This window comes from Vibrio sp. Y29_XK_CS5, assembly GCF_024181835.1.
GTDB classification, from domain to species: Bacteria; Pseudomonadota; Gammaproteobacteria; order Enterobacterales; family Vibrionaceae; genus Vibrio; species Vibrio harveyi.
Map to the genome: position 1 here is coordinate 372,993 of NZ_JAMZAM010000001.1, position 12,762 is coordinate 385,754.

Here is a 12,762-nt window from a genome sequence, read left to right on the forward strand (position 1 = left end):
AGTAGACAGTAGACATAAGGCTTTATAGGAGCCAAAAGAAAAGGGTCATGCGTTTCCATATCGAATATGGTGGCATGACCCTTTTTCATTTCGTGGAGATGATTACTTCACTTCCCACTCAATCTTTTCATTTGCACGGATTGGCACAACGATATCGCTACCAAACGGCATCGTTTCTGGCACATCCCAAGCTGCTTTTTCTAGCGTTACAGTGTCTGAGTTGCGAGCTATACCGTAAAAATCAGGACCATTTAAGCTTGCGAATGCTTCTAGGTTTTCGAGTTTGCCTTCATTCTCAAACACTTCTGCATAAAGTTCTAGTGCTGCGTGTGCGGTATAAGAACCTGCACAACCACAAGCTGATTCTTTTGCGCCTTTTGCGTGCGGCGCTGAATCTGTACCTAGGAAGAATTTCTTGCTACCGCCTGTTGCTGCTTCGATAAGCGCTTGTTGGTGGGTATTGCGCTTAAGGATTGGCAGGCAGTAGAAGTGAGGCTTAATGCCACCGACTAGCATGTGGTTGCGGTTGAACAGCAGGTGGTGAGCAGTGATGGTTGCTGCGACGTTATCAGAAGCGTTCTTAACGAAGTTTGCGGCATCCGCCGTCGTGATGTGTTCAAGAACGATTTTTAGGTTAGGGAAGTCGTTAACGATAGGAGCAAGAACCGTGTCTAGGAATTCCTTCTCACGGTCAAAAATATCAACGTGGTTGTGAGTCACTTCTCCATGAACCAAAAGCAGCATGCCAACTTCTTCCATCGCTTCAAAAACGTGGTAGATGTTCTTTGCATCGGTTACGCCAGAATCAGAGTTGGTGGTTGCACCTGCTGGGTAAAGCTTTGCTGCGACAATTTTGCCTGTTGCTTTGGCTTTGCGGATTTCATCTGGCGTGGTGTTGTCTGTCAGGTATAGCGCCATAAGAGGTTCGAATTGCTCGCCGTGTTGCTCAGCAAGGATTCGATCACGGTAGGCTAATGCCATTTCAGTATTGGTCACTGGTGGGACGGTGTTTGGCATGATCAGCGCACGGCCGTTATAACGGCTAATATCGCGAACGGTATCTTTTAGAACTTCACCATCGCGTAAGTGAACGTGCCAATCGTCAGGACGAGTAATAGTCAGTGTTGTCATTAATTGCTCCCACCATTAAAAAGTTATGTTTGGAGCCTAAACGCTGCATTTACCTCAAGAGCAAACGCTTGCGCTTAGGCGACAGGATGATAGAGGAATTGCAGTTCTATTTCACCCCATTTTTCACATTTCTTTACGGTAGGAGCTCAGTTGGTTACTTCATCGTCAACCAAAGCGCGTGAATTGTGCCGGGTAGGAAGAAGAAGAAAGTCAGGATCAGGTTGATGAAGAAGTCTTTCTCTAGACCTTTTTCCATGTAAACCGCCACTGGTGGAAGGAAGATACAAAGTAGAATTAGAATCAGTTTATTAGTATCCATGGTCTATGCTCCGGATAGATTATCTATAGTGTCAAAAAGTTGGCGAATTATGTGCTCTATATCACATCTTGGCAATCCTAGTTTCGTCAATACTATGCAAATTTATGGGACTCCATTCATAAAAAGAAGTTCTTCCACCTGCAAAGCAAGTGTCATATCGGGTGACTGACGAAGGTGCGGTTATAAATCGATATTTTATAGAGGCTTGGGTCATAACTGTTATAAGGATATGATAGTCCAATAATGAGAAAGTACCTGTAGGAAGAAGGCTATGTCGCAATCAGTTTTGTCCCAAATTAATGTTTTTCCAGTCAAATCCGTCGGAGGCGTTGCGTTATCTTCCGCTTGGGTAGAAAAACAAGGATTGAGTTTTGATCGTCGATTTATGATTGCGACGTCAGATGGCTCAATGGTGACAGCTCGAAAGTTCCCTCAAATGGTGACCATCAAGTCCGCGCTGTTGTCAGACGGAGTGGTGTTTACCAGCCTTGGCGAAGAGCCACTAAAGATTCGCTATCAAGATTTCAAAATGCAGGAAGCACCTGCAACGGTTTGGAAAGACAGTTTTACGGCATATACCACCACGGATGAAGCGGATGATTGGTTTAGCAAAGTATTAGGTCTTCGCGTCGAGTTACTTTTTACTGGTGAGCAATCAAATCGCATAAGAGAGAAACTGGGTCACAACGTCAGCTTTGCCGATGGCTACCCAGTACTTGTCATCAGTGAGGCATCACTGGAAGAATTAAACCGCAGAAGCTCTGAGCTGCACTCAATGGATCAATTCCGAACCAACCTTGTGGTATCTGATACCAAGCCATTTGAAGAAGACTCATGGAAGCGTATTCGCATTGGCGAAGTGGAATTTGAATCAGTAAAACCATGTGAGCGATGTATTCTAACTACCGTTAATACTCAGCGAGGCACATTTCGAGAAAGCAAAGAACCACTGAAGACATTGCAAGAGTTTCGTGCAAACGAGCGTGGGGGCGTGTTCTTCGGTCAAAACCTTGTTGCTCTGAACGAAGGCATTATTCGTTCTGGTGACAAAGTTGAAGTGCTGGAATACAAAGAGCCAGAGTTCTATCCAGACAACTCTCCTCAGCGAATGACGCTAACTTGTGTCGAACGAGAAGAAATCGCACGCGACTTTGTCACCTTGTGGCTTGAGCCAAGCAAAGGTCAATTACCAACGTACTTACCGGGACAGCATTTACCTATTGAAGTGGATATAGACGGTAAGAAAGTAGGGCGTCGTTATACGCTGTCATCTAGCCCGTCTCGCCCGGGACGCTACGCAATTTCGGTGAAACGTGTTTCTGGTGGGCGCGTATCCAATGCTTTGCTTGACAACCTACAAGTGGGGGATGTTCTGGAAGCGGAAACGCCAGGTGGTCAATTTCATCTAAAAGAGCATTCTGTTCAGCCTCTATTGCTGTTGTCTGCTGGTAGCGGCGTAACACCAATGCTGTCGATGGTTCGTTACTTGGCTGATCACAACCAACTCGATGATGTGGTGTTCTACCATCAGTGCAGCAGCGAGATTGATATTCCATGCAAAGATGAGTTAAACGAGTTAAAGCGCCAACACTCGGGGTTGGATGTAAAGATCTGCTTAACGCAACCGGCGATAGATTGGTTTGGCCTTAAGGGGCGAATCAGTCTATCTCATATAAAACAGATCAAAGATGTTGAACAGCGCCAAGTGTTTGTTTGTGGTCCTGACGGCTTTATGCAAAAGGCGAAAAACCTATTGCTTAAGAAGGGCCTTCCAGAAGACAATTATCATCAAGAAGCATTTGGTGTTGCAGCGACAAAAGCTAAGCCAGAGAAAAGTGTTGAGATTGAATTCAACGGCTTTAAGTTGATGGGTAACAACCAACAAACGTTACTTGAGCAAGTTGAGAATGCCGGTAAAAGTATTACCAATAGTTGTCGTGCGGGCTTGTGTGGTGCTTGTAAGGTTCAATTAGAATCAGGACAGGTAGAGCATCCTGACGTGCCTGCACTGAGCGCAGAAGAGCGCGCGATGGGTAAAGTGCTCGCGTGTTGTGCTATTCCGGAAACGGATGTGACGCTAACAGACTAACGTTGCTGAGCATAAACACTGCTTGTAACAAGCAAACAAAAACGCCGCTAAATTAGCGGCGTTTTTATCTATAGCAGAACGATTTAAAAACGAATCGTTGATGTGCACAATCGTGATTTAGTCGTAGATCGTTGGGATCGGCTGACGCTTGTGCTGAGTCATTTTGTAGATAGCCACAAGGCGATCGCTGACTTCTTGAGATACTGGCTTGCCTTCTAGGAAGTCATCGATTTGTTCGTAAGTTAAACTCAGAGCATCTTCATCAGCTTTTTGAGGATCAAGCTCTTCTAAGTCTGCCGTTGGTACTTTCTTAACAAGTTGCTCAGGTGCCCCCAATGTTGCTGCAACTTCGCGAACTTGACGTTTGCTCAAGCCGAATAGTGGTGCCATATCGCACGCGCCATCACCGAACTTAGTGTAAAAACCAGTGATGTTTTCTGCTGAGTGATCAGTACCAAGAACCAAGCCACCAACGTAACCAGCAATTTCGTATTGAGCGACCATGCGTGCACGCGCTTTTACGTTACCCTTCACGAAGTCCACTTTTGCAGCATCCGTTGGAAGAAGGTCTGTTCCTTCAAGTGCGATGTGAGAAGCGGCATGGAGACCATCGACACCAGCTTTAATGTTTACTGATACAGAGTGCGTTGGTTGGATGAAAGAAAGTGCGAGCTGTGCTTCATCTTCGTCTTTTTGTTCGCCATAAGGCAAACGAACAGCGATAAACTGGTAGTTGTTGTCACCAGCTTCTTCGTTTAGTTGGTCTACAGCCAGTTGAGCCAAGCGACCACATGTCGTTGAGTCAACGCCACCGCTAATGCCAAGAACAAGAGACTTACAGCCTGCTTCTTGCAATTTACGCTTAATAAAAGCGACACGGCGTTCAATTTCGAAATGCGGATCGATAGAAGGGAGTACTCGCATTTCATCGCGGATGGATTGTTCCATTTAGGGTTCCTTTTCCTGCAAATATGTACGACACCAAGTGAGTGTGAATAAATTCATACTGTCGCAGGCGTTTATAGTTCACAAATGGCGATAAACCATGCAGTTGATGTCTATAAACGTCGCTTTAGTGTCAAAAAGCTCTAAAGATTAGTAGTATCATACCGAATTCATCGGATTAGAAAACTCTCTTCAACCAGGTAATCACCGGATATGAAAAAAATCGCCGTTTTTGGCAGCGCATTTAACCCACCAAGCTTAGGTCACAAGAGTGTGATCGAGTCACTGAGCCACTTTGATCTTGTGCTACTAGAACCAAGCATTGCACACGCTTGGGGCAAAAATATGTTGGATTACCCAATTCGGTGCAAACTGGTTGATGCCTTTATTAAAGACATGGGGCTTTCTAATGTTCAACGCTCAGACCTTGAGCAAACTTTGTACCAACCAGGACAAAGTGTGACGACTTTTGCGTTATTAGAAAAAATTCAAGAAATCCACACGCAAGCCGATATAACTTTTGTCATAGGTCCTGATAATTTTTTCAAATTTGCTAAATTTTACAGAGCAGAAGAAATAACCGAACGTTGGACTGTGATGGCGTGTCCTGAAAAAGTCAAAATCAGAAGCACGGACATTCGTAATGCACTATTAGAGGGTGAAGACATCAGTGCATTCACGACACCAACGGTCAATAAATTATTACTAAGCGAAGGCTTATACAAACAATCGTAATCTGAAAACGAAGAGGTCAGATTTTCATGGTCAGAGTTGTGGTTCTTAGTGCATGCGCGCTGCTTGTGGCAACACAGGCTAGCTCTGCTTGTAACTATTTATCTGATCGTTCCGTCGTGTTTGCTGATAACACCATGCCAGTTTGTGAAGACATCTTTGACAGTGTTGGCGTTCTTAGCATCGATACGCTCAATTGGTATACCGCAGAAAAACAGATAGAAGGTCCGACAGAAAGTTACTGGGATCAATGGGCGTTCAAGTCTGAAGACTCTCCAATACTTACTCAAAATTTAGATAGTAACTATTTTGGGCTCGGGTTATGGATGCCAGAAGAACTGCGTGATGATGAAGCCAAAATGAGTACAGAAGAGTGGCTGAGAAGTCATGGCTTAATGTTCAGCATCGGCTTTGGTGACAAGAACGGCAGTGAACCACGAATGCGTGTTGATTATCGCTGGCATGAATACTATGACGCTGATTGGATGATGCAGATCGAAGTACCGTTTTAATATTCGAATCAAAATAAAAAGGACGCACATTGATGCGTCCTTTTTGTATTCTATTGCGACTTACCCTTTATAGCGCTTCCCCAAACACCAAAAAGCAAAGCTGTTCGTATTCTTCTTCATTGTCGTTAAATAGCTTCGCAACGATATCCGCTTGTTTTTTGCCGGATAACTTCATCTTGCGTGCTTCTCGAAGCGTTAATACTAGACAAAGCTCAATGGAAATCTGAGATTCACAGCCTGGTTTCCACTTATTGATAGAATCCGTTAATGCTGAACTGGTAAGCATTGGTTTGAGTGTTAGCACTTCGTGTTTCACAACCGCTAGCAAGTCGAGCTGATGTTCACTGCGTGCTTTTGTCATCACCAACTTTTCAATCAGCGCTGACAATAACACTGGTAGTTTCACGTAGCCTGCTTGTTGAGCAAATGCATCAGTTAAGCGCACAGAGAAGTCACAGCGAGTTACTCGTGTGTTAGGTAAAAAGGTGAGGGAGCTCAAACATCCCTGAGGAATCCAGAAGTGTTGACCCGGTTCAATGGCATACTCATGTTTACCCAATTTAATGATCGCCAAACCTTCCACTACTGATAGTAAGCTGTGTTTTAGCGCTTTTTTACGCGCAGCAACATTAAGAAAAGGGTAATTAGCGTCGTGAAATTCAATTGCGTAGTTCATTGTGAATACCAGAGTTTTTGGGGCGCTAAGGGTAACGCTAAACCCCTAAATTGCCAACCGGATAACAGATTTTTTTGCGAATAGAAATTGTAATGCTACTGGTATGACCATGTTAAAAGTATGGTCTGAAATGCTGCGGGTTGGCAAAACAATGCGTAAAATGTGCCAGCTTTTTTTGAAATGAATTGAATAATGACTGCCAATAACGATCCTTATATTGAAATTCGTCCATACAACGACGAAGAAATTCCAGCTGCGCTGGACCGCCTGATCAAAGACGATGAGTTTATCAGTGCGATTTTAAACCACCGTTTTGCAAACAAAGCGGCGTGGTTCAAAACACTCATGAGTCCGATTATCCGTGTCTACTTAAAAGCGAAGTGGAGTAAACTGGATTCTGTGGAAGCCATTCAGCTAGAAGTGAAGAAGTACCTTAAAGACACACTAGATACGACTACTGACGGAGTTACTTTTTCTGGTTTGGACAAACTCGACAAGAACACATCGTACTTGTTTGTCTCTAATCACCGCGATATCGCAATGGACCCCGCGCTTGTTAACTTTGGTTTACACCAAACAGACCACCGTACAGTGCGTATTGCGATTGGTGATAACCTGCTTAAGAAACCTTGTGCGACGGAGCTAATGAGACTCAACAAGAGCTTTATCGTAAAACGTTCTGCGAAAGCACCACGTGAAATGATGAAAGCGCTTGGTCTACTGTCGGGCTATATCAAGCACTCTTTAGATACCGGTAACTCAATCTGGATTGCGCAAAAAGAAGGTCGTGCGAAAGACGGTAATGATTTCACTGACCCAGCAATCTTGAAGATGTTCCATGTTGAAGGTCGTAAGCAAAAAATCAGCTTTGGTGAATACACTCGTTCACTGAAGATTGTGCCTGTTTCTATCTCTTACCAAAATGACCCTTGTGATATTGCAAAAGCTAAAGAACTGTATGAAAAAGCAGAGAACGGCAGTTATGAAAAAGGTGAGTTTGAAGATATTGAAAGCATCATCCAAGGTATCGTGGGTTACAAAGGTAAAGTGCATGTCGCATTTGGTGATGTGATCGATCAAGAGTTCGAGACGCCGGATGAGTTGGCAAACGAAATCGATCGCCAAATCCACAATAACTACCGCGTATTCCCTATCAACTTGCTCGCTGCGGGTCGTGAAGACGAATCGATCACTGAGTCAGTAAAATCTCAGTTGCAAGAGAAACTTGAACAGCTACCGACAGGTGCGCACAGTTACTTGGTTGCAAGTTACGCTAACCCAGTAAATAACCAAGAATAACCTTGCTATTGTCCATTGCGCGAAGTAGCAATGGACATTCAATTGCGAGGAACGGGACCTAATCGGAATCTATCTCAGGCGTGTTATTTGTTAGATTCTGAGCTCGTTCCTCACTTCAATTACTTTTATGGTGCAACCGAACCGCCTAAGGTCAAATTCGTTGGCCACTTTGTCACTCGATTTCCTCCCAAGAAGATGCTGCCTTTGACTGTCATGGTGTCAGGAAATGTTGTGACCTTTGAACCTCCTATATAGAGGTTACCATCCACCACCAATCCTTCTGGTAGTTCGGTCAATGGTGTCTGAATGACGCTCAAGTCGCCTTTTACTCTTAGTCTTGCTGGTAGGTTAGCTAACGGGGTATCGGTTAAATTCAAATAACCACCCAGTTTTACACCGCGAGGCCAGCGTTCAACTTTACTACCAAGTAAATTTGCATAGCCTTTAATTTTAACTCCTGGTCTTATCGTTTTGAGGGCGCTATTCGTTGCTTCAAGGCTGCCTTGAACATCGAGTCCTTTAGGAAGTTTAGTAATCGGTGTCTGGGAAATATTGAGGTTTCCTTTTACGACAAGACCATCAGGTAGGGTCGTATAGGGCTTGTTGCGGAGATCGATATTACCGTAGTTGTCGGTATGACCGAATTTAGCATAGTAATCAAGCTCGTAAGCGATAGAAGAGCTCGAGAAAAACACCAGAGCTAATAAAAGAGGAAAAATGCGCATAGCAGCCACAGTATTGGTAAAAGCGAGAAAAGGATAACGTAAAGCTTGGGGGGCTGCTACCTATCCATGTCTCAAGAATATGAGATGCTGCCAAGAACTGAAAGCACTTCTTTGTTAGTTTTATGGCTCTTCATTAAGGGGATATTCATGAATGTAAGATCGATTTCTGTTTTGCTTGCAAGCGTTGCTGCTGTTTTATCAAGTTTTGCGATGGCGAAATCCTATAGTACGCCAGATTCAAAAGCGTTAGTGGTGGCAGACGGTAAGCTAGGGCAGCGTGTTTGTTACTATGACGACAAAGCCTACACTACTGGGGCAGTGCTAAACGTAGATGGGGTGCTACTGATGTGTACCGATGAAAATGATTTTGAAACTAATGGCTCGTTGAAGTGGGTTGTGTTTCAGAAAGACAAGAAATAGATAGGTTCATCAGAGATCAAAAAAGCGAGCTGGATGCTCGCTTTTACCTATCTAACGATGAAATATCGACGATTAACGCGCTAGAGAGCGAGTCTTAAGTTCGAAGATTAGCTTTTCAGCGCTTACTTCAAACTTGAATCGAGCAGTAAGCTCTTTCGAATCTTCCGTTAGTTCAGAAACGTTGTATTCAACGCCTGCACAAACTTGTTTTGCTAGTTCGATGTATTTCGCCAACTCAGCTTCAAGTGCTGCTTTAGTCTCTGCGAAAATCGTTACGTCAGCGACATCGTCGCCTTCTTTGATGATAAAACCCATTTCACCAGCGCAACCGCAAGCTTCACATACTTGGTTTTCTTCTAATTCGACACTCATAACGAATCCTCTTGTAAATACTGTCAGTATTCTATCAGGTATTTGATCTCTATCTACAAAAATGAACGATTTTGGATAAAAAAAGGACAGTATGTTATGTTGTTAATAGAGGGTTAACTAATTTTATTAGAACTTCCTTAAGGAAATTAGTGTGATATGTATCAATATTTAAAATCAATTAACCTAGATATTCGTGAGATTTCTGTCAGGTGAGTTGAACTGGGGTTCAATTTATAAGACTATTTCCGGATTAATTATTTTTACATAATTATCATTCTTAGCCTGAGAATAGTTTCGATGAATGATTTGGTGCAAGGTTTTGATGGAGTGGACTTTTCGCCATATTTTGAGTCACATGTATTGACAGAAATATCACTGTAAATTGCACGTTACGCAGTGCAGTTTAGTTATGATTGGTCCTCTAACTTTGATGTTTGAGGTATACAGTACATAATGCTGAGGATGATTTTCATTCTGGCCTCATTTAATTGTGAGTTAGATGGATTTACAAAGAGAAGAGCTTAAAATATGCCAAAGCGTAGTAAAGAAGATACCGAAATCACTATCCAGAAGATCATGGATGCCGTTGTTGATCAGCTTCTGAGACTTGGTTATGACAAAATGTCTTACACCACGTTAAGCCAGCAGACAGGTGTATCGCGTACAGGTATTAGCCACCATTTCCCTAAGAAAACGGACTTTACCGCCGCTTTAGACGGTCGTATTTTCAAAATGTTCGTTGAACATCTAGAATTCGATAAAGGTCTAGAAGCGTTTTCAAAGAGCTGGATCACGGCTCTAGAAGACTCTGAATTCTTAGCGATTTTGCGTCTATTATTCCACCATATTGTTACTTCTGAGAGCGCGCACGAGTTTGCGGCAAACGGCATTGATCGTTTGTACAAAATGGCTGAGAGCCAGTTTGGCGTAGGCAGTGACAAAGAGCTAGAGTGGTTGATTGGTCGCTCATTGATCCAAATGAGCAAGTAACACCACAGTAAATAGCTAAAACCAAGAGGCTGTTTGGCTCTTGAGTATGTTTAGACCTGAGTTCAAAGTGTTTGAAGTCAGGTCTTTTAATTTCTTTATGTTGGTGTTTAGCCAACGTTTTTGCTTTCTATCTTTCTCATTAAACGCAGCATGTTTGATGGCATTAACCTTTCCTATCTCCTCTAGACTTCACCCCCATCATCTCTTTTCTTTGCTGCCTATCGAGTCGAAGATCTTCATACATTGACAGCAGGAATGTAATGTATGTATGGCGTCAGACGATGAGTTCATTTACAAATTTGCGTCGTCATTTATTTCTTTTTTCAAAATAATCTTACTGTCTGTTTTGTTATTTTTGTGTCATAGAGAGTTATCGAGCGCAAAGAATTCATGCACTTCGGTTGGAAACTGCGCCAATCTGTTCTTATGCTGAATAATAACCTCAAGTTATTAACGAAGTGGAACATGGCTAAAGATCTATTCTCAACTCTTGACTTAAACCTGCTCAGGACATTCATCATTCTTCATCAAGAGCGCAATATGCGGCGCGCTGCTGAACGTTTGTTTGTTTCCCAACCCGCCGTGAGCAAAGCGCTACAAAGATTGCGTGATCATTTTGAAGATGAGCTTTTTGTGAAAACTCACCATGGTTTGCGAGCAACCGAATATGCCAATGATCTTGCAGAGAGCTTAGCGCCTTTGTTGGATGATATTTCCATAACGTTAAATGGTTCCAAGGCATTTAACCCATTGGAAATGAACGGCACGGTAAAGATCGCTCTGGCACCATTTATTCTTAGTTCTTACGCGAGTGAGATCTTTCAAGCCATCAGGCAAGCTGCCCCTCATGTCCAAATTCATTTGCTGAATTGGTCTCGCTCAACCATGGAAGAGATCATCAAGGACGAAGTTGTGTTAGGAGTTAATTACGAAATAAACCATGCACCCAAAGAGCTTCTGACCAAAATGATCGTTAAAGATGAATTCTGTGCTTATGTGCGAAAAGATCATCCTCTGCAAGGTCACCGACTGCAGATATCTGATTGCAATGATCTAGAATTTGCAACTGTCATCGCTGCTGACTGGAACTCGAACATTTCTTTTTCAGAAAAGATCATGAAAATTAAAGGGGTAGAGCCAAAAATTGCTTTTAGATCAGAGCTTCCATCAGCCATCATCGACGTAGTCGCAAACTCAGATATGGTGTTTCCTGCATCAAAAACCGTCAATGTCGATAAACTTTATAAGCTACGTAGGTTGGATATTGAGTTGGATGGCATGGTGATAGAACCGTGTTTGAACGCTTACTTCCATCATAAGAATCGTCGCAACGAAACCGTGCACTGGTTACGTAATATCGTGACCGAAGTGATCATTAGTCACCTCGAACGCCCTCAAGAACAATAATAACCATCGGTTATCAAGCTCTCTACCTTGGTTTATTAATAACCCGCCGTTAATGGCGGGTTTCTTATAAGCGATTAGAGCAATAAAACACCGCTCAATATACTTCTCTTCATCGGGCAGGGAGTCCACTGAATCTGCAAGAGGCAGCCCTGAATTTCGACAAATTAAGAGAGTAAATCATGAAAGTTAAATTACTAAGTGCAGTTATCGCAGCGTCTTTTCTAGCCGGTTGTTCATCATCTGGTTCTTCGGACTCCCCAAGTGAGCCTGCAGGAGTTGCATCGGTACAAACCTTCGAAGGTGAGCACTTTGATGGCATGGCAATTCAAGGTGACAACGGCGAATACAACACAGTGGCTATTCGCGGCGTAGAAGGTAACACCGTATTCAACGTTGGCGGTGAGCTGTACTTCACTGACGGCGATGTGGTGAAAGACGCTTCTGGTAACGTAGTTGGTAACATTGAAGTTCGCAATAATGAATTGGTGTTTGTGAATGACAAAGGCTTTATTCACTTATCTGTTGACGATGGTCGTCTAGTAGTCGAAGAGGTAAAACCTAAGATCGAGCATCCTATTGAAGAAGATGTAGATCCTGGTTACGGAGGCGGCGTTGTTCCTACATATGGTGACATCATCGAGCTTGAAGGCGCTGCGGTTATCGTTGGTGATAATGGCAACCATGTGTTCATCAGTAAAGACGAAACAGACACGATAAACATTGCCGTTGGTGATTCGGGTGCCTCTTACACCGTTAATGGTAGTGAGATTCGAAATGAAGACGGTGAGGTTGTCGGACACACTTCAAAAGAGGGTGATAACTACATCGTACGCTTAGAAGATGGTACAGAAGTCGTATTCCGTAATGAAGATGGTCGTTTATTCGCAGGCGTTACGAACCGCCCGGATATTAGCCATCCAATTGAAGGTGTGCCAATGCATCCAATTGAACTGCCGTCGCCAGTTAACCCAATCGAGCCGGAAATTGGTCACCCGATCGAAGGTCCAGTAAATCTTCCTGCAAATGAGTTAACCAAAGAACAGCGTGCGGAGCTGAAACAAAAGGTTCAATCTCTGTCACAAGAGCAACGTCAGCAAATAAAAAGAGCGATTCGTGACCGCGTTGAGCGTTCGTAAGCTAATCGC

14 protein-coding genes are annotated in these 12,762 nt (G+C 43.3%); 8 read left to right on the top strand and 6 right to left on the bottom strand.

What is annotated here, in order from left to right; genetic code table 11:
* Positions 1-102 precede the first annotated feature (102 nt).
* Together pyrC and NL647_RS01785 are read right to left on the bottom strand one after the other, a co-directional pair.
* On the bottom strand, positions 103-1,131 hold the full coding sequence (gene pyrC / locus NL647_RS01780; RefSeq protein WP_005453436.1) for a dihydroorotase: 1,029 nt from the start codon (positions 1,129-1,131) through the stop codon (positions 103-105).
* Positions 1,132-1,285: 154 nt separating this feature from the next.
* On the bottom strand, positions 1,286-1,450 hold the full coding sequence (locus tag NL647_RS01785; protein ID WP_005453437.1) for a YqaE/Pmp3 family membrane protein: 165 nt from the start codon (positions 1,448-1,450) through the stop codon (positions 1,286-1,288).
* Between the two features lie 271 nt (positions 1,451-1,721).
* Between NL647_RS01785 and NL647_RS01790 the strand changes: the two genes are divergently transcribed.
* Entirely contained in the window at positions 1,722-3,539 is a 1,818-nt protein-coding gene (locus NL647_RS01790; RefSeq protein ID WP_253649531.1) for a hybrid-cluster NAD(P)-dependent oxidoreductase, read from the top strand.
* A gap of 117 nt (positions 3,540-3,656) precedes the next feature.
* Here the strand turns inward: NL647_RS01790 and nadE are convergent, their stop codons facing one another.
* On the bottom strand, positions 3,657-4,487 hold the full coding sequence (nadE, locus tag NL647_RS01795) for an ammonia-dependent NAD(+) synthetase (protein ID WP_005453439.1): 831 nt from the start codon (positions 4,485-4,487) through the stop codon (positions 3,657-3,659).
* Between the two features lie 210 nt (positions 4,488-4,697).
* Here nadE and NL647_RS01800 point away from each other — a divergent pair, with 210 nt between their 5' ends.
* Both NL647_RS01800 and NL647_RS01805 read left to right on the top strand, forming a co-directional pair.
* Positions 4,698-5,219 carry a nicotinate-nicotinamide nucleotide adenylyltransferase gene (locus NL647_RS01800; protein ID WP_253649532.1) on the top strand — a complete coding sequence of 174 codons (522 nt, stop codon included), beginning with the start codon at positions 4,698-4,700 and terminating at the stop codon, positions 5,217-5,219.
* A gap of 26 nt (positions 5,220-5,245) precedes the next feature.
* Positions 5,246-5,728, top strand: a complete 483-nt coding sequence (locus NL647_RS01805) for a hypothetical protein (RefSeq protein ID WP_253649533.1) — start codon at positions 5,246-5,248, stop codon at positions 5,726-5,728.
* 67 nt (positions 5,729-5,795) lie between these two features.
* On the opposite strand, the gene NL647_RS01810 is transcribed toward NL647_RS01805, so the two are convergent.
* On the bottom strand, positions 5,796-6,404 hold the full coding sequence (locus tag NL647_RS01810; protein WP_009697130.1) for a hypothetical protein: 609 nt from the start codon (positions 6,402-6,404) through the stop codon (positions 5,796-5,798).
* A 192-nt stretch (positions 6,405-6,596) separates the two neighbouring features.
* Between NL647_RS01810 and NL647_RS01815 the strand changes: the two genes are divergently transcribed.
* Positions 6,597-7,703, top strand: a complete 1,107-nt coding sequence (locus NL647_RS01815; RefSeq protein ID WP_005453443.1) for a 1-acyl-sn-glycerol-3-phosphate acyltransferase — start codon at positions 6,597-6,599, stop codon at positions 7,701-7,703.
* Positions 7,704-7,828: 125 nt separating this feature from the next.
* Here the strand turns inward: NL647_RS01815 and NL647_RS01820 are convergent, their stop codons facing one another.
* Positions 7,829-8,428 carry a hypothetical protein gene (locus NL647_RS01820; protein WP_253649534.1) on the bottom strand — a complete coding sequence of 200 codons (600 nt, stop codon included), beginning with the start codon at positions 8,426-8,428 and terminating at the stop codon, positions 7,829-7,831.
* 147 nt (positions 8,429-8,575) lie between these two features.
* Between NL647_RS01820 and NL647_RS01825 the strand changes: the two genes are divergently transcribed.
* Positions 8,576-8,848 (top strand): YnjH family protein, encoded by a 273-nt coding sequence (locus NL647_RS01825; protein ID WP_005453446.1) that lies wholly within the window; start codon positions 8,576-8,578, stop codon positions 8,846-8,848.
* A 72-nt stretch (positions 8,849-8,920) separates the two neighbouring features.
* On the opposite strand, the gene NL647_RS01830 is transcribed toward NL647_RS01825, so the two are convergent.
* Positions 8,921-9,220 carry a YfcZ/YiiS family protein gene (locus tag NL647_RS01830; RefSeq protein WP_017188691.1) on the bottom strand — a complete coding sequence of 100 codons (300 nt, stop codon included), beginning with the start codon at positions 9,218-9,220 and terminating at the stop codon, positions 8,921-8,923.
* A 528-nt stretch (positions 9,221-9,748) separates the two neighbouring features.
* Here NL647_RS01830 and NL647_RS01835 point away from each other — a divergent pair.
* The 3 genes from NL647_RS01835 (at position 9,749) to NL647_RS01845 (ending at position 12,753) form a co-directional block, all read left to right on the top strand.
* Positions 9,749-10,210: a TetR/AcrR family transcriptional regulator gene (locus NL647_RS01835; protein ID WP_029790077.1), complete on the top strand. Its 462-nt coding sequence runs from the start codon at positions 9,749-9,751 to the stop codon at positions 10,208-10,210.
* Positions 10,211-10,675: 465 nt separating this feature from the next.
* Complete coding sequence (locus tag NL647_RS01840; protein WP_253649535.1) at positions 10,676-11,617, top strand: LysR family transcriptional regulator; 942 nt, start codon at positions 10,676-10,678, stop codon at positions 11,615-11,617.
* Positions 11,618-11,796: 179 nt separating this feature from the next.
* Positions 11,797-12,753: a hypothetical protein gene (locus NL647_RS01845; RefSeq protein ID WP_009696275.1), complete on the top strand. Its 957-nt coding sequence runs from the start codon at positions 11,797-11,799 to the stop codon at positions 12,751-12,753.
* Positions 12,754-12,762 lie beyond the last annotated feature (9 nt).